The following is a 20,250-nucleotide window of genomic DNA, read 5'->3' on the forward strand; positions in this document are numbered from 1 at the left end:
AGTCCATAAAATTAACTTTCATTGTTTCTGTTAAGGTGTCCTTGCATAACTTCGTTCTTTATGGCAACCTGTAGCACAGGTGCCCCCATTGTCGTTGGGTATAAAATTCAAGGGCATATCCCATCGCCCAAATTTAACGGTAGCTGCTATGAGTTTGGTGTTTTGTGCACCATGAATGTCATGGCAGGCCGTACAATTACGTGCCTTGGTTTTATTAACATGTACAAAGTGTAAATTACGATCGCCCTGCCTAAATTCCGTGCTTGCATTGGTGGTTTCTAAATTGAACAGATCGGTATCATGGCATTGAAAACATAAAGCAAAATTGTCTTCAATACCTTCTGTATAAATGCCTACCGTAAAGTTTTCCTTAAGCAACCGTTCCCTGTCAGCCAAATGAGGGCTATGGCAAGAGGTACAGCTTCTGCCTAAGGCTCTGTGTTCATGAGTGCTTTCATTTAAGTGTTTTTCAATGTTGGCCAGGGTAGTACCATCCTCTTTTTTAATGGTTTTGTTATGGCAGTTTAGGCACAATTCGCGGTTATTGCCTACCAATAGTCTTCTTTCTACCGAGGCATGCGGGTTATGGCACTGCAAACAGGCTGCTCCAGTATAGGATGCTGTATGTACCGATTTTGCCGTGGCCCGATCATCATCAAAATCACTATGGCAGAAAAAGCAAAGATCGGGGGCTTTGGTAAATACCAATTTGGGATCGTTGGAACTATGTACCTCATGACATTCGGTACATTCCCCATTTTTGGTAGGTTTGTGCACATATTTTAAACTATGCTCTTCCTTAAGTTCGGTATGGCAGGAATAACAGAGGTCGGCACCTTCTGCAAAATAGTTAAAGGCCGATACGTCCTCTACAGGGTGTTCCTTGCCATTGGGCTCATGGCAGCTGGTACAATCGGTAGCGGTGGGCCCATGTAAAATATCTTTTTTTACCGTACGTTGGTGGCAATTGGTGGTACAGTTATTATCTGTACTGTTTTGGGCGGGTAAAGACAGCCCCAATAGTAATAAAAGAATCCCTAAATAACGCCCTGACCCTGTTAGGATTGTCCTGCTGTAGTGTTGTACTGCGCTCTTTAACTGTTTCATGATTTATGGTTTTATGTCATTATATTCTAAAAATTTCGCTGTATTCTGAAATTAGCCCCAAAATAACTTGTTTTGTCTTTTATATTAGGAATTGTTCTGTTAAAATACCTAAGACTCAATGAGAATAAAAGCTGATTGAATCTTTTTTTGACTTCACCGCTACCTGAGATTAAATTAAAATTCTGTTGTATACCCTTTTGTTCATTATAGCTAAGATTAAAAACAAATCTGGTACTGGGATTCAGATTATAAGCCATGTCTGATGAAAGTGTAGAAATTTTGTTGGTATCACCTTCATTAAAATACATAATATAATCATCAACCCTAGCATTTATAATAACTCTAAGTTTTGCAGAAAGAGATTTGTTAACACTAAAATAATAACTCCATAGCTTAAAGGGCATAATTTCACTTGAATTGTCTAAATACGAAATGCCTCCTCTACATATATTATAATTCAAATGTGCGCCATAGGTATATTGAGTAAAGGCGTTTAGCCCTAAGTTACCTTTATTACCGGAGTTAACCTCATAAATTTTTTTAGCGTACAAATATTCCAACCTGAGTAGGTTGTCCAAAATGTTTAATCTTGTTTCAAATACATTACCTTTACCATTAAAATCATAAGATTCGTTTTGAAAGGTATTATAGTCTATAAGTATTAAAGCATTGTTTAAAATATTACCTCCAATCAAACGCTGGATCTCAACATAAATTCCTCTTTGAATCAAAATATAGTCTAAATTTTCTTCATAAATGAGTGTGCCTGTAATGTCCTTTATAACAATAGATTCAATAATAACATTTGGCCTGTTCAATATTACTATACTAGCATCCTGCAACACCTGTTCTTCATTAAAAATTGTAAAGTCATTTTTTTCATTTGTTCTATTTTGAATCTGATATTCATAGGAGTAACCAAGACGAATATTACCTTTAAGAAAAGGTATATTTTTATTATAGTTAGTTCTAAAATTAACTGATTTATTATTTAAATTAAAGTTTTTTATCTGATCAGCTCTATTGTAATTTACTTGTAAATTAGTTCTTAAACTGCTATAAAGTTGATAATTTAGACTCCCACTTAAATTCAAGTTTTTAATCATTAGAAATTCTCTTTCGGTCCTTCTTAGACCAAAACGACTATGAAAATTTAATTTTTTTGCGATAGGCATAGTTAAGCTTTCGTTAAGACCAATGATTTGATCATTAAATGTTCCTTTTTGTTTTGAAAAAAATATTCTCGAATTGAATGGAATCGTTTTATTCTTTTTTAAATAAATTGTATTAGAATAATTTACATTTAGAATTTCATTTGAATTTTTAAAAATATTAATTTGTTCAGAAGTTGTTCTTTGAATGTTAAATGACAATTCGTTACGATCGTTATCAAAAAAAGATTTCAGAATAGACCCCTTAAAGTAGGTTGAAGACACTTCAAGTTCCCGGCTAGAATTATTATCTATTTGTTTTATATTTTCTTGTTCAAAATTGGCTCTAACACTATAATCTCTATTATATTTTAATTCAGCACCCCATTTTTTGTCAGTGATGTTGCGATTAAAAAAGCGATCTTCATTATTTTGTTTAACATAATTAAAATAGGTATTAATTTTATAGTCGAAGGATTGTAAAAAATTTGCATTAATGTTGTATTGTAATGCGGATGTTCCTGTAACATAATCAGGTATCTGGGATGACACCACTTCACCAAACTGGGGTTGATACCCAATTGACGCAATTAAAGTTAAAAAGTTTGGATGGTATACATAACTTTGCGTTGAAATAAACCCCCCCACACCATATTGGTAACCATAATTCTCATCTTCCACTTTTTCAAAAAACGATTTATAATAACTCCCATTTACATTTAAATTACCACTATAAGATAGTAACCTCCAAGGGGCTTTTGCTATATTGGTTTGCTGTGAGTAGAAAAGCATACCCATAAAAAAGAACACCAATGTGACTACTAATCTTTTCATAATGAATTGATAGGCTTAATCAAAAGAAAAGCCTCATTGCTACCATGTGGATTATGACATGCTATACAACTTTGTTTTTTATTTTTAACATGGTATGGTTTTGAATACACATCTTTAGTAACATGGCACCTCAGACATAAAGAGGTTCCATTAATTACCAATAATTTTGGTTCTTTAGATTCATGTGGTAAATGACAAGTAGCACATTCACCAGCATCTACAGGGCCATGTAAAGTTGCTTTTTTATCTGTAATACTGTTATGGCATTGCAAACAGGCTTCTTTTTTTAAAAAGGCTCTGTTTTCTCCACCATGAGGATTATGGCATTCCAAACAACTCTGTTCTTCAATATTGGTATGAATAGTATTGGCCATAACATCATGTTGTTCATGACATTGTAGACATAAATCCTGTTTTGAACTATAAATCAATTTTTTTTCGTCTGTTTTATGTGGGCTGTGACACATGGTACATCTTCCCGATTCTGCCGGGCCATGAACAATAGGGTAGCTTTTTTTAAATCCATTATGACAAGTATAACAAAGCTCTGTTAATGGTAATTTTCCTTTGGTTCTGTTTTTTTCATCATGGCATTCAAAACATTTATATTCTTTAAAAGGAGTGTGAATACTACCTAAAATAAGTGTTTCTTCTTTTTTAACAATCGGCGCCTCAACTATTACCGAGTCCTTCTCAATAATAGTTACTGTAGTATCCTGCACAACAAATGCATTTGGATTTGGTACACCATCGAAAAAAAAAGATTTTACTTTATAACCTGATTGTACAGAGCAACCAGCAATAAATATGCCCACAAATAATATGATAAATATGAGATATTTTACTTTCATGTTGATTTGAAATGCACAATTTCCTATTTGTCAATTAATCTAAAAAATATGAATTTTTATATTATTGGTTTTGGTTTGGTTTTAATTCCAATCGACCATAGGCTTTTAACTTTTTGACGCCAAATTGATTCATTACATAAACAACATATTTCAAATTATATTTTGAGTCTATATAAGGTTTATAGTAATCTAAATTGTGGTAATCTATAATTATAGAACCTGGAAGATATAATCCAGGAACATTTTTTCCTGCTTCTATTCCATAAGGCATTCCAAAAGCCATAAGTGACTGTCCATCTTTATTGAAAAGTTGAACAGCATTTGTCGCGGCATCTGAAACTAAGATGTATCCTTCTTTATCAACGGCAATACCTTTTGGGCGTACAAACTGCCCATATCCTTTTCCATTTTCTCCAAAACTGGAAACTAGTTCACCATCAATTGTAAAAACTTTTACCTTGTATTCACCGGCATCCAAGATATATATATGTCTGTCAGTAAGATCAAAATCCATGACCATATATACAAAATTTTTGTCACCTTCTACAACTTCTTTTTTTGGAATTTGGTCAATGAGCTCATGAGTTTCCTTGCTATATATATAAATTTTCCCGGTACCTATATCTCCTATATAAATTTTATCATCTTTTATCTTAATCCTTACAGGTCTTAAATTTTCAGGAACCTTAAATTGATCTTTTAATTTGCCATCTACATCATAAATAATTACTGTCATGGTTTTAGTATCCAACAGATATAGATCATCATTACTATCAACTGCCATTGACAGGATGAATGTGAAATCTCTGTGGATGGGTTTAAACTGTTTGAAGGTTTTTTTTTCTAGATCAATAATGTTTACTCCTGGCAAACCAATATCCGCTACATAAACTTTGCTTTTTTCCACAGTAACTCCGTAGGGTTTACTCATAAATTCAACTTTTTTTATCCCGGTTAAGGCCTGATCAAATTTAGACTGTATCTCTATATCTGTATTAGCCGAAAAACCTTTCAAATACTGAAAGCGGGCTGTATCGGCATATCTTGGATATAGTATTTTTTCAGTCAAACCCGTATTATAATCTGGGTTGAGTTTAGGGCTACAGGAAAAGTTGAAAAGACAAGTGATTGTTACAGTAAAGTATAAAAAATATTTAGTATACATAGTTGTTGTTTTATTATAAAATTAGTTTATTTAATAATAAAATTACTTGAAATATAGGGCTTAAACTATGATAAACGTCAGCTTATTTACCTTATAAATTAAGGTTTTTAAAATTTTGATAAAGTAATTCTGGTTAAGGTTTAACAAAAAAAAGGCGATAATATTTATCGCCTTTTTTTTTGAATTAAATAATTATTATTTAATGTGACATTCTAAACATAATGCACTATTGTCGTTAGATACTCTTAATAATTTTTGTGCCACAGCAGGGTTATGAAGTGAATGGCAAGAGGCGCATTCTACATTATTATTAAATAAAAAACCTGCAGGTAAATTACTAGCAAAGTCCATTTGTTGAGTTGCAGCAACATTATCGGCTGGGTAGGAAATTGAAATTGGATGATCATTTGATAAATCTGTACCAAAATCACCAGGAACACCATCAGTCATTGCAATACCAGCATTATCTGATTTAGAATAATTATCCATATTAGCTGTGCCATCATGGCATGATAGACATAATGCAGATGCACCTGAAACTGCAGTAAAAGTACCATCCAGAGTATTTGTTATGGAAGTATATTCTGTGAATGCACTGGATGAAGCTGCATGGTCCCATAAAGGGAGTGTGGTAACAGAATTGTGAGGTGTATGGCAAACAGCACAAACACCATTTCCATCACCAACATTTTGTGAATCAGCAAATGTGTAGGTACCATTTGATCCAAAGTTATGTGCTGTAGTAGATAAATTATTACCAATATTGGTTGTTGACCATGTTTGACTAAAAGCATAGACCCCTAACAGCGATAATAATAATGTTAAAAATAAAGATTTTGTTGTTTTCATAAGACTTAAATTTAAGTTTTTTATATATACATGTATTTATTAAAAATAATGTTAATTAATTGTAATGAAGATAACTACCATACACAGTAAAAAATATGACAAAAGTCATATTTTCTGCTTATCGATAATTTTATCGTTACTTTTTTTTATAAAATATATAATGTATTGAAATATAGTAAATTACGTTAATAATAATTTATCCTTAGAGCGACATTTTTTTTTTTTGTGAAAAACACCTGTTTTTAGCATTTTTGTAAATAACTATATAACAGTATATTACGCTATTTAAAATAAATTTAAATAAGACTTGAAATTGCTCAATTCTTCTAGTTGGCTCCTAATTTTTTGTAAAATTAAATCGGATAAAAATATCTTTTATTGTATTTATAATCAATGCTTTATAATTTAAAACGGTGTAAAAAATGTAGGGGAATTCGATAGGTTATTCTTGAGATTTTTAAGGCTTCGCCATGACGTCACTGCGAGCGAGCGTAGTGAGCGAAGCAGTCTCCTAATTGGGAGTACTGAACTAACTATAAGGAGATCACTTCGTTACTACGTGCCTCGTGATGACGACACTGCGAGGAGCCCAATGTAATGGCGAAGTGGCCGTCTTTTTGTTTGGAGTTCCTTTACATGAGATTGCCACGCCCTTTACTAGGGCTCGCAATGACGGTTTTATTCGTCACTGCGAGGAGCCAAAGTAATGGTGACTTGGCAGTCTTTTTGTTTGGAGTTCTTGTTCATGGGATTGTCACGCCCTTTACAAGGGCTCGCAATGACGTCACTGCGAGCGAGCGCAGTGAGCGAAGCAGTCTCCTAATTGGGAGTGCTGAACTAACTATAAGGAGATCACTTCGTTACTACGTGCCTCGTGATGACTCCACTGCGAGGAGCCAAAGTGATGGTGACGTGGCAGTCTTTTTGTGTGGAGTTCCTGTTCATGGGATTGTCACGCCCTTTACAAGGGCTCGCAATGACGTTCATTTCATGGGATGGCTTCGTGTAGCTTGTCTTGAGCGTAGTCGAAAGGCTCGCCATGACGTCACTGCGAGCGAGCGCAGTGAGCGAAGCAGTCTCCTAATTGGGAGTACTGAACTAACTATAAGGAGATCACTTCGTTACTACGTGCCTCGTGATGACTTCACTGCGAGGAGCCCAATGTAATGGCGACGTGGCCGTTTTTTTGTTTGGAGTTCCTTTACATGAGATTGCCGCGCCCTTTATCAAGGGCTCGCAATGACGTTCAATTCATGGGATGGCTTCGTGTAGCTTGTCTTGAGCGTAGTTGAAAGGCTCGCCATGACGGTTCTATTATGTCACTGAGAGGAGCCAATGCAATGGCGACGTGGCAGTCTTTTTGTTTGGAGTTCCTGTTCATGGGATTGCCGCGCCCTTTACAAGGGCTCGCAATGACGGTTTTATTCGTCACTGCGAGGAGCCAAAGTAATGGTGACGTGGCAGTCTTTTTGTTTGGAGTTCTTGTTCATGGGATTGTCACGCCCTTTACAAGGGCTCGCAATGATGTTTTCATTTGGTCACTGCGAGGAGCCAAAGTGATGGTGACGTGGCAGTCTTTTTGTGTGGAGTTCCTGTTCATGGGATTGTCACGCCCTTTATCAAGGGCTCGCAATGACGTTTCAATTCATGAGATTGCCGCGCCCTTTATCAAGGGCTCGCAATGACGGTTCAATTCATGAGATTGTCACGCCCTTTACAAGGGCTCACAATGACCTTAATAATCAGAGCCTTCGGCTTTATGGGTATAATTCACCACACCACGGGGGTCATGGCAGGTCATAAAACATTTCTTTTGATCGAGATCAATCATACGGCCATTTATAGGGTTGGGCTGGATCACGCTTTGGTCAAAATTAATGCCATAGGCATTTTCACTCATCGTACCGCCTTCATACCCATGGGGGTCATGGCAGGCATTACAGCCTATGGTCTCCATAAAATGCCCTTCACTGATTTGCATATGGATAGTAGTAACCGTATTGACTTCATGGCATTCAAAGCAGAGCGTAAAATTGCCTTGCATGACATATGGCCAGTTTTTGCCCATCTGGGGTGTTGTATCCATATTGTAGTTGGCTTTTAAAATACGTGGATAAATCGAACCGTGTGGTCCTGCAGGTGCGTTTTCACCATCACTGGCATGACAGGAGGAACAATAAATTTTACTACTTGCATCATAAGGGGTTATCAAACCTCTAGGGTTCGGATTTTTACCTTGTTCAATAACCGGATGCATGGAAATGTTATTAGGGTTAAAATCCAGTCTGGTATTGCTAGATCCCAGATAACGGGATGTTTTTTCCTGTACCATGGCATTATCGGCATGGCATTTAAAACAAATTTCATATTCATTTACTGCAGGATTTACTTCGATACCAGCCTGGCTTATCCCCTTGACCCCAAAATTTGCACCTTTTACCAAAGGGGCTTCAGCGGTGCTGGAGTTTGAGGCATGGGCATTGTGGCAATCCACACATTCCACATGCTTGGTTTTATTAATATTTGATTCTATTGGATCATGAATATTTGTATAACCATATACATTATGGCGATAAGGTTTAGAAAGTTCCAACTGTATATTTTTTTCAGCAACATTGCCATTATGGCAATCCAGACAGTTCTCTTCTTCTGCATACCTTTTTAGTAAGCGCTCTTTACCACTAGCGTTGTGGATATCATGGCAATTGGAACAGCCATTTTGGGAGACCGTGGTATAGGGAGAATCCATATGCAACCATGGATTTGTAGAAGTACCATTCCAGGTTTTCATTATTGTGTTGTGACTGCTATTTTCCCAATAGGTTTTTTCATGACAGGTAAAACAAAGCTCCGAAAATTCGTTACTTTGTTTTAAAAAATTGCCAACGATGTCTTTGTGCGAATCATGACAGGAGGTACATTGTAATTTTTCATTTTTATCTAGCACATTTGAAGGTAGAGTTACAGGATTATTTAATTCGCCATCTCCGGCTGCCAAACTTTCATCATAGATAAAGGATATGGGGTGATCGTCAGACAGATCGGTACCCAGGTTACCCCGTTTGGTCATGCTATGGGCAAAGGACATGCTGTTGGGGTTTTTATAGGTATTGCCCAAAGCCACGGTACCGTCATGACAGGACAGGCATAACATGGAGGTGCCATCGGGTTGTCCCGGTTTGGCGTTCAAAGTAGAACTGTCGTACAGGGTATAGATGGCCCCAGACTGTTTACGATTCCACATGGGGGCTTTTGGGTTACTGGTATGACTGGTATGGCAAAAGATACAGACTCTGTCATCATCCATAGTTTTTACAGCACCTTTCCCAGAGGCAGACAAATTATGCCTGGACTGTGAAACACCTTGTGCATATACCTTATTTAAAGGTATTGCCATAAATATTACGATGAGTAGTACCAGTGGTTTCATGGTGAATAATTAAGTTCAAATACCTGTATTCTATTGTTGTAACTGTCTGCTATATAAATATGGTCCTTGGCGTCAATAAAAATCCCCGAAGGCATCCAAAATTCCCTAGGGTTGCTCCCTTGTGTTCCAAACTGGTATAAATAATTGCCTTTGGCATCAAAAATCTGTACCCCATGAAACAGGGCGTCCACAATATAAATATGTCCATAACTGTCGGTAGCAATGCCTTTGGGACTGGCCAAAAAACCGGTGCCATTGCCATTTTGGCCAAACATGGATATAAAACGGCCTTCGTCATCAAATATTTGGATACGGTAATTAAGGGCATCTACCACATAGGCCCATCCGTTATGGTCTATCCAGATGGAGGTTGGGTAATTAAATTCAGCTTTCCCTTTACCCCTGGTGCCAATGGTTTTATAAAATTGGCCAAATGGGTCTAAAATGGTAATACGGTGTAAGCCCGTTTCCACCACCCATATCTGGTTGTTATGTTTGTTAAAGGCAATACCGGTAGGCTGCGTAAGCTGTAAATTGCTGTTGAGTTCGGTAACTTCTTTTCTGTCTGCTGAAAAGCTAAAGATTTTATTGAGTTTGGAATCGGTAAATAAAATCCGTTTATCCGGTAGCATACAGGCCCCAACCAAGGAGGGATAATAGGTTTCATCCTTTCGTAGAAATTTTGGGATCTCAAGTTTGTTGTCTTCGGCCATAAAGATCGTACCATGGCCCTGATCGAAGATGATACAGTCTTCGTGGTCAAAACCAATCAATCCAACAGGTTTTTGCAAGGTGGTTATGTCACTTTTACCTAAGAGCAACCGTTTGAACCAACCTTTTTTTGTTTTTTTAACATTTTCTTTTAAAGCCGGAATTTGATTGATCCAGCTTACCGTATTGGTGGCATAAAAATCTAGGATATCAACATAGGTGGTATCCTGCGACTGTACCTTAGTTTGTGAAAACAGTATCAATCCCGTAATTAAAAAAAACCTATGTATTTTATACTGATGCATAGTATTTATTATCCAAACCAATACCTATTTTTTATTGGGTTGTAAAAATGGTAACTAAACAAATGTAATGTATTGTTATGAGCAAAATTGTGATAATTGTCATATTAAGGGATATGGAATTATTATAAATTGCAGTACTAAAGAGCTGTTGTTTTTGTATTTATAGTTTTATAAAAATTAGGGTAGTGTACTAAAGATAAACTTATGAAGAAGGTTTTATGCTTTTTTGTGGTTATGTGCTGTTATTGTATTGATAATCAGGCTCAAAACAGTCTTTTGAAGCTCAACAAGAGCAATTATGCCCAAATAATTACAGATGGTGTTCTTGATGAAAACGAGTGGTTCGATGCCAAGGCCATAACCATAGAGGGGCTAACAGAAACACTAGTAACGGTTTATTTAAAATATGATACCGAAAATTTATATGTAGCTTTTAAAAATTTAACTAATTCAGAAAACAGTAATCATAATGCCGAGGTCCTTATTAGCAGCAATTTAGAAGCCCATAATTGGGGTGAACAATGCTACTGGTTTCATTCATCATATAGTAATTGTTCTGCAGTTGGGCAGTATTATTATTGGGAGGATTGCTCAGCACTACCTATGGGTTGGATGGCCAATAATTTTCCTTTTAAAGAAGGGAATGACAATATTGAATTTAGGATAAGCTTTTCAAAGTTAGGCTTAAACCCATCAGCTGGCATACAAATAAAAATGGCTTTTAAAATAAGCAATCCTTTGGAGCAACATGGCTATTGGCCCGAAGTTGCAAACATAGCAAATCCGGATACCTGGGGAACCATAACGTTTAATTAAAATTATTCGCCTAATTTTCTAAGATAATTTATAAGTAGCCAGCGATCTTCCTCGTTTTTGATTTTTGCTTTAAAAGCAGGCATTTCGTTACGCCCAAATAAAAACTTATAGTAAAGCGAACCATCGGTTTGTGCTTGAATAGTAGCTTTGGTAAAATCGGCAATTTCTATATCTAAGTTTTCCGCCATTATACCGTCTCCTTTTCCATATTGCCCATGACATAACTTACAATGTTTTAAAAAAAGTGCACGCCCAACATTTTCGGTATCTATTGTATTGGCATAAGGGTTTTTCATGGTTGTATAGGCTTCTGGGACTTCCCAATTACTGTCTTGTTCTGCCTGAAATTTGGTAGTCCAGGACAAGCATACAAAAGATATACAAGCAAGTAAGGTTACTATTAAAATCTTGTTTTTCATGATATTATATATTTAAGGGCCACTTATTTTATAATTCTACCAAGCCCAAGACGTTTTAACATCTTTTTTTCCATATTCCAGAAAAATGCTTCTCTAAAATATAAAAATCTTTGAACAACTTAAAAACCATTACATTTTATGGTTATGGGTTTTTATGTTTTGCCCTAAGGTCTACCGGTTATAATTGAAGGATAAGTATTTCAACAAGTTTAGTAAGTGTAATTTTATTTTTTATAAGGTAAATTTAATTTATCTAATTCTAACATTAAAAGGTTCGACATTCATTCAGTTCAAACTGCTGAACAAAGCTCAAGAGGTATTATTAAAAGGAATAACGGATAGAGAAGTGACTGTTTTAGTAAAATATGATACAGATAACTTAAATATAGCTTTTAAATTAATGTAATCCTTTGGAATAACATGCCTATTGTCCTGCGTAAGCCTTAATAGCCAATCCATTAATTTGGGGAATTGTTGCGTTTTAAATAATAAAGGAATGGTTCTTAAAATAAAAAAGGGCAACCTAATAAAGTTTAGGATTGCCCCTTCCAAGTTAGTCATGGGATTATTTTAAGTTTTCAATACAATATTTAGTTACCTGTTCAGAAATTATGTTATCCATTTTTGATGACGACATGAAGGTTTCTGGTTTGCTCATCAATTTTCTCATCACCTCATTGGTTACAGCTGTAATTTTTTCTTCTTCTTTGTCTGCTTCAAAATAGGTATTCACTTTTTTGGCTACCTTTATTTTATATTCCGCCAGTAATTCCCTTAAAGGAGCCTCATGTAACCACTTACAGTATTCTGAAAGTTCATGGGCAATAATTTTATTAACCTCATCAATTGCCGAAAATCGCTGTTCCTTTACCTCTTTAAGATCTTCGGCTATGGCATCTAGGTCATAATATGTAATATGGTCTTCATTGGCCAAAGCCCTGTCAATACTGCCCTGCACAGATAAATCGATGAGTATCACTTTTTGTTTGTTTTGAGGCACCTTTTTGATGAGGTTCTCAGAATTGCTGATGCCACTAATAATGACATCAAAATCCTCAAGTCTGTTTTCCAAAAGATTGTTCCAGTCAAATACATGACAATGGTAATCTTTAGATAAGTTCTTGGCTCTTTGCTCAGTGCGATTCGTAATGTAAATATTTTTGAAATTAAATTTAGAGTTATACTTAAACAATTGCTTAACGATATCTCCGGCACCTACAAAAAGAATATTTATTGACCTTAGCGCTGCTTTTTCATACGAATCTTTTATGGTTTTTAAAGATTTATAGGCCATCGATGTAGTTCCGTCCCTAAAGTGGGTTTCATTACTAATGCGCTTATGACATTTAAAGGCAGCCTGTAAAGCACGTTCCAATAAAGAACCCTGTAAATGATGGGCTATTGTAAACTGATGGGCTTTTTTAATTTGATGAATGATCTCTGCATCACCTAACACAGAAGATTCCAATCCTGATGATACTTGCAATAAATGATTAACAGTAGTTTCTGTATCATCACTTAATTTAAAAAGAGTTTTGCCTATACTTGAACTTTGATGACCTTTAAATGTTAATAAAAAATCTCTTATTAAAGTTGCTGAAGTATTAATAGACTCAAAATAGAGTTCAGTTCTATTGCACGTAGCCAATAACATTAGTCCCGAAATATCATTAAATTCTTTTCGAAGACCATTTACAAAACCACTTATTTGTTCATTTGAAAATTGGTAATGTGATCTTTGGGTGACGCTGGCTGTTATATGTGAGATACTTATATAGCGTAACGATTTATCCATTAATAGTAATTCTAATTAATAGTTACAGATGGGTAATTTATTGAGTCTATATTTAATTAAAAATAGTTTCAAATAGATTACAGACTAAAGGCCTCTTAAATAGTTAACAATAAGCCAACGATCTTTTTCATTTGGAATTTTTTTGTCAAAACCAGGCATCTCATCTCTTCCAAAAATCATTTTGTAGAATAACGAACCATCGGTTTGTTCTTTAAAGGAACCAGAAGTAAAGTCACCGCATGATGTTTCTAACCCTTCAGCTTTTGGACCATCACCCTTGCCTTTGGTGCCATGGCAGGATTTGCAATGTTTGCTATAAAGCATTTTGCCAACATTTTCCGCATCAGCATCAGATGCATAAGGATTTTCCATTTTTTGATATTTGGCAGGAACTTCCCATGGGTCTTGAACAAAAGTTTTTGAAATGTTCATTGATAATAAAACAAAACTACCTATAAACAATGCTACCGTAATAAAAATCTGATTTTTCATATTATTTACTGAATTAAATTTTTTAAAATTAAAATTCATATATCATATATTTTATGACAAATATCATGTTTGGTAATATTGCTTACATCGAGTAGTTTTCATTTAGACAATTGTTGGACAGAAGTATGGTAAAGTAAAAAAATGATTTTTTTTAAAATATCTACTAATTATAAACCATGATTAAAAAGCTTTTTAGCGCTTGCTATATCTTGCGCAATGTTATTTTACATTGCGCATTCACGTTAACCGAATTGGCTAAGTAACGTCCTTTTAAAGGGGGGGGGTAAAGGCCTCATTTGTTACCAGATATATGGTTTTTATTATCTTTTTTAATTTTAATTGCATCAATATGAAGGACTTTAATTTTTTGTTAAAAACAACATTCTATAATAAAAATTTGTAGTTTTGCTTTATGATAAAACAATTGCTGCATAAAGTAATATCTGTATTTATGGCATTTTTGGTGTTTTTTTCCACCATGTCATTTACTGTAAATATGCATTATTGCAGTGATGTTTTAGTGGAAATGGCTATCTTTAAAAAAGCTAAGGGTTGTGGTATGGAAATGCAGAATCCTTCGACCGATAGCTGTTCGGTTTCCAAAAAGAATTGTTGTAGCGATGAGCAATCGGTAGTTAATGGGCAGGATGAATTAAAATTACCAATAGATCAGCTGTCATTTGAGCAACAACAGTTTGTGGTTTCCTTCATACATGCGTATTTAGATTCTTTTGAAGGATTTAATAAGAATATCAACGTTTATAAAGCGTATAAACCTCCTCTTGTCGTCAGGCAAATATACAAGCTTGATGAGACTTATTTAATTTGATTTTAGACCTTTATTACATTATCCAATAACGATTTGTTGTATGGATAATTTCGTGTATCTGATGTTTTCTTAACATCAATGTCTAATGGTTTAATTATCAAATACCATGTTAAATAAAAGCATTAAATTTTTAATAGAGAATAAACTCGTAGCTGTATTATTGCTTGTTCTTTTTACGGGATGGGGAATTGCAAATGCACCTTTTAACTGGGATACTGGTTTTTTGCCAAGTAATCCAGTAGCAGTAGATGCCATTCCAGATATAGGTGAAAATCAACAAATCGTGTTTACCAAATGGGATGGTCGTTCCCCTCAAGATATAGAAGACCAGATTACTTATCCATTAACGACCTCATTGCTGGGTATTCCGGGAGTTAAAACCATACGCAGCTCGTCTATGTTTGGTTTTTCTAGTATCTATATCATTTTTGATGAAGATATAGAGTTTTATTGGAGTAGAAGCCGTATTCTCGAAAAGCTCAATTCCTTACCTAGTGGGTTGCTCCCAGAAGGTGTTAACCCTGCTTTGGGTCCAGATGCTACAGGGTTAGGGCAAATATTTTGGTACACATTAGAAGGCCGCGATGAAAATGGTAATGTAACTGGTGGTTGGGATTTACACGAATTGCGAAGCATTCAGGATTACTACGTAAAATATGCCTTGTCATCGGCAAGAGGGGTGTCCGAGGTATCTTCTATTGGTGGTTATGTTCAAGAATATCAAGTGGATGTAAACCCAGAGGTAATGCGCCAATATAATATTGGTTTGCATCACATTGTAAAAGCAGTTAAGGAAAGTAATCGTGATATTGGCGCTCAAACTTTGGAAATAAACCAAGCCGAATATTTGGTACGTGGTTTGGGTTATGTAAAATCTATTGCAGACATCGAAAATGCAGTAGTGATTTCAGAAGATTATACATCTATCAAAATTAAAGATGTTGCTAAAGTGTCCTTAGGTCCTGCAACCCGTAGAGGTATTTTAGATAAAGAAGGTGCAGAAGTTGTTGGTGGTGTTGTTGTGGCACGGTATGGTGCAAACCCTATGGAAGTGATCAACAAAGTAAAGGCAAAAATAAACGAATTAAGTACAGGTTTGCCAACAAAGACCCTGGCCGATGGTACCACCTCACAAGTAACGGTTGTTCCTTTTTACGATAGAACAGAACTGATACAGGAAACATTAGGGACACTTAATGAAGCATTAACCTTAGAAATACTCATCACCATATTGGTCATCATCATCATGGTATTTAATCTTAGGGCCTCGGTATTGATTTCTGGGTTATTGCCCGTAGCCGTTTTAATGGTCTTTATAGCGATGAAAGCTTTTGGTGTAGATGCCAATATTGTAGCGCTATCGGGTATAGCTATTGCTATTGGTACTATGGTAGATGTTGGGGTCATACTTTCAGAAAACATTATTCGCCATCTCGATGAAAATGAAGACAAACTATCTATAAATACCATAGTTTATAATGCAACGGCAGAAGTCTCGGGTGCCATTATAACCGCCGTTATGACAACCATTATCAGTTTCATTCCGGTATTTACAATGATAGGTGCTGAAGGTAAACTATTCCGGCCCTTAGCCTTTACCAAAACATTTGCATTAACGGCATCAATTATTGTGGCGTTATTTTTAATTCCACCCTTTGCTGCATTTTTATTCAGAAAGAAGAGCCTTAAAAAGAATTTTAAATATGTTTTAAATGGTGTTTTAATCGCCTTAGGTGTTGCAGTTCTATTTTACGGTTATTGGTTAGGATTGATTTTGATTGGATTTGGTATTGTGGCAATATTGAATGTTCAAAATAAGATTTCAGATAAAAAGGCAAGCCTTGCAAAGATCATTACTTCGGCATCTGCAATTGTATTCTTGCTAGCAGAATACTGGCGTCCTTTAGGCGTGAATGAGGGTATCTTTTTAAATCTCATTTTTGTAGCTGTTATTTGCTTTGGTTTATTAGGTATTTTCTCATTATTCATTAAGTTCTATACACGTATTTTAAGGTGGTGCTTAAATAATAAACTACTGTTTCTATCCATTCCAACCGCAATTGTGATCGCTGGTTTTTTCATAATGAAAAATACAGGTAAAGAGTTTATGCCATCATTAAACGAGGGTTCTTTTCTGTTAATGCCTACCTCTATGCCACATTCGGGAATAGAAGAAAACAAACGTGTGTTACAGCAACTGGATATGGCAGTAGCAAGTATTCCAGAAATTGAAACCGTGGTTGGTAAAGCAGGTCGAACAGAATCGGCTTTAGATCCTGCACCGTTATCAATGTATGAAAACATCATTCTGTACAAACCAGAATATATGTTGAATGAAGAAGGAGAACGCCAGCGATACAAAGTAAATGAAGAAGGTGCGTTTGTATTAAAAAACGGAATGTTATTGCTAGCAGAACAACGCGAGGTGTGGCCATCTTTCAATTTAAAAGAACAACTAATTCCAGACGATCATGGCGAGTTCTACCGTAATTGGCGATCTGAAATAAAATCACCAGACGACATTTGGAACGAAATTGTAAAGGTTACTAGGCTGCCAGGGGTTACTTCTGCACCAAAACTACAACCTATCGAAACCCGATTGGTAATGCTACAAACAGGTATGCGTGCGCCAATGGGTATTAAAATAAAAGGTCAAGATTTAAAACAAATTGAAGCTTTTGGAATACAATTGGAAAGCATATTAAAAGAAGCAAATGGTGTTAAGGAAGAAGCCGTATTTGCAGACCGAATTGTTGGGAAACCTTATCTGTTAATAGATATTGATAGAGCGAAAATTTCACGATATGGCGTGAGTATTGAAGAAGTACAAAACGTTTTAAAAGTTGCAGTTGGCGGGATGCCTTTAACCCAAACTGTTGAAGGACGGGAACGCTATGGAGTTCGTGTACGCTACCCAAGGGAATTAAGGGAAAATCCAAGCGATTTAGGGCAAATTTATATACCTGTTGAAAAAGGAAAGCCTATTCCATTAAGCGAATTGGCAACCATTCGTTACGAACGAGGGCCACAAGTCATAAAAAGTGAAGATACCTTTTTGGTAGGTTATGTATTATTTGACAAAAAGGATGGTTATGCAGAAGTAAATGTAGTTGAAAATGCCCAAGCATTGATTCAAAGTAAAATTGACACAGGTGAATTAGTTGTGCCAAAAGGTATCAACTATCAATTTACGGGGACTTATGAAAATCAATTACGGGCCGAAAAAACCTTATCGGTAGTTGTACCCTTGGCATTAGCTATTATCTTTTTGATTTTATATTTTCAATTCCGTTCTGTAGGAACGTCATTAATGGTATTTTCTGGAATTGCAGTGGCTTTTGCAGGAGGGTTTTTAATGATTTGGTTATATGGCCAAAGTTGGTTTTTAAACTTCAGTTTCTTTGGAGAAAATCTAAGGGACCTATTCCAAATGCATCCAATTAATTTAAGTGTTGCGGTATGGGTTGGATTTATTGCACTTTTTGGCATAGCAACCGATGATGGTGTGGTAATGGCAACCTATTTAACCCAGACGTTTAACAGAAACACACCAGAAACTACAAAGGAGATAAGGGCTTCAATAATTGAAGCTGGTGAAAAACGTATAAGACCGTGTTTAATGACTACAGCAACTACCATTTTAGCCTTATTGCCTATATTGACTTCAACAGGACGGGGAAGCGATATTATGATTCCGATGGCCGTACCAAGTTTTGGTGGGATGTTGATAGCATTGATAACCCTATTTGTAGTACCGGTATTATACAGTTGGAAAGCAGAATTGAAAATAAAAAGAGAAAAAATAAAAGTGAAAAGTGAATAGATAAATGGAGAAGGTTGAAAGAAAGCATGAAAAATTATGAGTAAAAGTATTTTAAAGGATAAAAGTTACGAGTTTGCAATTCTTATTGTGAGATTGTCGCAAAAACTAATTTCTGAAAATAAGCAGTACACTTTAAGCAAACAGCTTTTAAGAAGTGGTACTGCTATTGGAGCGCTTATTCGTGAAGCCGAATTTGCACAAAGCAAAAAAGATTTTATCAATAAAATGAGTGTTTCTCTAAAAGAGGCTAATGAAACACTGTATTGGTTAGATTTATTAAAGGATACAGATTATTTAAGTATTGAAGCGTATAAAAAACATTCTAATTTAAATAAAGAATTAGTAGCCATGTTGGTAAGTTCAATAAAAACATTTAAATCAAAGGTTTAAAAATGAAAAAGTTAAAATACATCATAGAAGAGTTGATTTTTAGTTTTTCACTTTTAGTTTTTCACTTTAAAAGCGTCTTAATTATTATTTTTTTACTTTTCTCTGTACACTTAATAAATAGTCAATCACTGAATGTATTGGTAAATGAAGCTTTGGAAAACAATCCCGAAATTCAAAAGTTTGAGCTGCAGCATAAAAGAGCTTTCGAAAAAGTGAATGAGACCAACGCAATTCCCAATACCGAATTTGGTGTTGGCTATTTTGTGAGTGAACCAGAAACAAGAACTGGTGCCCAGCGTTTTAAAGTTTCGGTAAAGCAAATGTTACCCTGGTTTGGTACAATAACCTCACGAGAAAACTATGTGATTGCGTTAGCCGATGCTAAATATGAAGATATTGTGATTGCTAAGCGCAAATTAATGCTTTTGGTTTCGCAATCCTATTATAACTTATATGCAAACAAGGCAAAACAGAAAGTATTGATTGAAAACATCAACTTGTTGAAAACCTACGAAACCATAGCATTAACATCGGTTGAGGTAGGAAAGGCATCTGCAGTAGATGTCTTGCGTTTGCAAATGCGTCAAAACGATTTGCAGCAATTAAAAGAGGTATTGCAACAACAGTTTTTGGCTGAACAAACAAATTTCAATAATCTTTTAAATAGGGAAAATAAAGTTACCGTTACTATAGTAGATAGCCTAACGATTCCTTTAGAGGATTTTGAAATTAATATTGAAAATTTAGAGGTGCATCCTGAATTATTGAAGTATGATAAACTTTATCAATCTATTGGAAAATCGGAATTTTTAAACCAAAAGAAAAGCAGTCCAATGATAGGTTTTGGTTTGGACTATATTAATGTTGAGCCACGTCCAGATATGACTTTTACCGATAACGGAAAAGATATTGTTATGCCTATGGTAACGCTGTCCATTCCCATTTTTAGTAAAAAATACAAGTCGGTAACCAAACAGAATGAACTTGAGAAACAGGAAATTAACTACCAAAAACAAGAGCGATTAAATAGCTTGGAAACCCTTTTGGATAAAGCAATAAATGAACGAGTTGCAGCACGGATAAGTAATAATACAGCGACCAAAAATTTAAATCGAACTAAAGATGCAGAAGATATACTGATTAAAAGCTATGAAACGGGAACAATTGATTTTAATGATGTTCTTGACATTCAGGAATTACAGCTAAAGTTTCAAATAAGCCAAATTGAAGCCGTTAAAACCTACTATGTACAAAGTACAATCATTAATTATTTAGTGAATTAA

15 protein-coding genes are annotated in these 20,250 nt (G+C 35.3%); 5 read left to right on the top strand and 10 right to left on the bottom strand.

All coding sequences use genetic code 11. The annotated features are described in order from the left end of the window. Positions 1–30: 30 nt before the first annotated feature. The 7 genes from K7G79_RS07870 to K7G79_RS07900 all read right to left on the bottom strand — a co-directional run bounded on the left by K7G79_RS07870 (position 31) and on the right by K7G79_RS07900 (position 10,403). Complete coding sequence (locus K7G79_RS07870) at positions 31–1,107, bottom strand: cytochrome c3 family protein (RefSeq protein ID WP_223550797.1); 1,077 nt, start codon at positions 1,105–1,107, stop codon at positions 31–33. A 26-nt stretch (positions 1,108–1,133) separates the two neighbouring features. Next, positions 1,134–3,092 (bottom strand): hypothetical protein, encoded by a 1,959-nt coding sequence (locus tag K7G79_RS07875; protein WP_223550798.1) that lies wholly within the window; start codon positions 3,090–3,092, stop codon positions 1,134–1,136. After that, positions 3,089–3,943 (bottom strand): cytochrome c3 family protein, encoded by an 855-nt coding sequence (locus K7G79_RS07880; protein WP_223550800.1) that lies wholly within the window; start codon positions 3,941–3,943, stop codon positions 3,089–3,091. The genes K7G79_RS07875 and K7G79_RS07880 overlap by 4 nt, the downstream gene beginning before the upstream one ends. Positions 3,944–4,004: 61 nt before the next feature. Beyond that, positions 4,005–5,108: a 6-bladed beta-propeller gene (locus tag K7G79_RS07885; protein ID WP_223550801.1), complete on the bottom strand. Its 1,104-nt coding sequence runs from the start codon at positions 5,106–5,108 to the stop codon at positions 4,005–4,007. Positions 5,109–5,303: 195 nt separating this feature from the next. Then, positions 5,304–5,957, bottom strand: a complete 654-nt coding sequence (locus K7G79_RS07890; protein WP_223550803.1) for a cytochrome c3 family protein — start codon at positions 5,955–5,957, stop codon at positions 5,304–5,306. A 1,735-nt stretch (positions 5,958–7,692) separates the two neighbouring features. Then, positions 7,693–9,387: a cytochrome c3 family protein gene (locus K7G79_RS07895; protein ID WP_223550805.1), complete on the bottom strand. Its 1,695-nt coding sequence runs from the start codon at positions 9,385–9,387 to the stop codon at positions 7,693–7,695. Then, positions 9,384–10,403: a 6-bladed beta-propeller gene (locus K7G79_RS07900; RefSeq protein ID WP_223550806.1), complete on the bottom strand. Its 1,020-nt coding sequence runs from the start codon at positions 10,401–10,403 to the stop codon at positions 9,384–9,386. The genes K7G79_RS07895 and K7G79_RS07900 overlap by 4 nt, the downstream gene beginning before the upstream one ends. Positions 10,404–10,607: 204 nt before the next feature. Between K7G79_RS07900 and K7G79_RS07905 the strand changes: the two genes are divergently transcribed. Continuing rightward, positions 10,608–11,219, top strand: a complete 612-nt coding sequence (locus K7G79_RS07905; protein ID WP_223550808.1) for a hypothetical protein — start codon at positions 10,608–10,610, stop codon at positions 11,217–11,219. 2 nt (positions 11,220–11,221) lie between these two features. On the opposite strand, the gene K7G79_RS07910 is transcribed toward K7G79_RS07905, so the two are convergent. The 3 genes from K7G79_RS07910 to K7G79_RS07920 form a co-directional block, all read right to left on the bottom strand. Continuing rightward, positions 11,222–11,638, bottom strand: coding sequence for a c-type cytochrome (locus tag K7G79_RS07910; RefSeq protein WP_223550809.1), 417 nt, complete (start codon positions 11,636–11,638; stop codon positions 11,222–11,224). Positions 11,639–12,203: 565 nt separating this feature from the next. Then, positions 12,204–13,433, bottom strand: coding sequence for a hypothetical protein (locus K7G79_RS07915; protein WP_223550811.1), 1,230 nt, complete (start codon positions 13,431–13,433; stop codon positions 12,204–12,206). Between the two features lie 84 nt (positions 13,434–13,517). Beyond that, positions 13,518–13,925, bottom strand: a complete 408-nt coding sequence (locus tag K7G79_RS07920) for a c-type cytochrome (RefSeq protein WP_223550813.1) — start codon at positions 13,923–13,925, stop codon at positions 13,518–13,520. Between the two features lie 424 nt (positions 13,926–14,349). Here K7G79_RS07920 and K7G79_RS07925 point away from each other — a divergent pair, with 424 nt between their 5' ends. The 4 genes from K7G79_RS07925 (at position 14,350) to K7G79_RS07940 (ending at position 20,250) form a co-directional block, all read left to right on the top strand. After that, positions 14,350–14,754: a hypothetical protein gene (locus K7G79_RS07925; protein WP_370634199.1), complete on the top strand. Its 405-nt coding sequence runs from the start codon at positions 14,350–14,352 to the stop codon at positions 14,752–14,754. 106 nt (positions 14,755–14,860) lie between these two features. Then, positions 14,861–18,577, top strand: a complete 3,717-nt coding sequence (locus tag K7G79_RS07930) for an efflux RND transporter permease subunit (RefSeq protein WP_223550815.1) — start codon at positions 14,861–14,863, stop codon at positions 18,575–18,577. Between the two features lie 36 nt (positions 18,578–18,613). After that, positions 18,614–18,967 (top strand): four helix bundle protein, encoded by a 354-nt coding sequence (locus tag K7G79_RS07935; RefSeq protein ID WP_223550817.1) that lies wholly within the window; start codon positions 18,614–18,616, stop codon positions 18,965–18,967. A gap of 2 nt (positions 18,968–18,969) precedes the next feature. Then, positions 18,970–20,250, top strand: a complete 1,281-nt coding sequence (locus K7G79_RS07940) for a TolC family protein (protein WP_223550818.1) — start codon at positions 18,970–18,972, stop codon at positions 20,248–20,250.

The sequence above is a fragment of the Aestuariivivens sp. NBU2969 genome (genome assembly GCF_019931125.1).
GTDB lineage: Bacteria > Bacteroidota > Bacteroidia > Flavobacteriales > Flavobacteriaceae > Aestuariivivens > Aestuariivivens marinum.

Coding starts and splice junctions, on each gene's coding strand:
- K7G79_RS07920 (WP_223550813.1), bottom strand. CDS start 13,925: ATGAAAAATCAGATTTTTATTACGGTAGCATTGTTTATAGGTAGTTTT.
- K7G79_RS07880 (WP_223550800.1), bottom strand. CDS start 3,943: ATGAAAGTAAAATATCTCATATTTATCATATTATTTGTGGGCATATTT.
- K7G79_RS07915 (WP_223550811.1), bottom strand. CDS start 13,433: ATGGATAAATCGTTACGCTATATAAGTATCTCACATATAACAGCCAGC.
- K7G79_RS07900 (WP_223550806.1), bottom strand. CDS start 10,403: ATGCATCAGTATAAAATACATAGGTTTTTTTTAATTACGGGATTGATA.
- K7G79_RS07890 (WP_223550803.1), bottom strand. CDS start 5,957: ATGAAAACAACAAAATCTTTATTTTTAACATTATTATTATCGCTGTTA.
- K7G79_RS07940 (WP_223550818.1), top strand. CDS start 18,970: ATGAAAAAGTTAAAATACATCATAGAAGAGTTGATTTTTAGTTTTTCA.
- K7G79_RS07895 (WP_223550805.1), bottom strand. CDS start 9,387: ATGAAACCACTGGTACTACTCATCGTAATATTTATGGCAATACCTTTA.
- K7G79_RS07905 (WP_223550808.1), top strand. CDS start 10,608: ATGAAGAAGGTTTTATGCTTTTTTGTGGTTATGTGCTGTTATTGTATT.
- K7G79_RS07935 (WP_223550817.1), top strand. CDS start 18,614: ATGAGTAAAAGTATTTTAAAGGATAAAAGTTACGAGTTTGCAATTCTT.
- K7G79_RS07910 (WP_223550809.1), bottom strand. CDS start 11,638: ATGAAAAACAAGATTTTAATAGTAACCTTACTTGCTTGTATATCTTTT.
- K7G79_RS07870 (WP_223550797.1), bottom strand. CDS start 1,107: ATGAAACAGTTAAAGAGCGCAGTACAACACTACAGCAGGACAATCCTA.
- K7G79_RS07875 (WP_223550798.1), bottom strand. CDS start 3,092: ATGAAAAGATTAGTAGTCACATTGGTGTTCTTTTTTATGGGTATGCTT.
- K7G79_RS07930 (WP_223550815.1), top strand. CDS start 14,861: ATGTTAAATAAAAGCATTAAATTTTTAATAGAGAATAAACTCGTAGCT.
- K7G79_RS07885 (WP_223550801.1), bottom strand. CDS start 5,108: ATGTATACTAAATATTTTTTATACTTTACTGTAACAATCACTTGTCTT.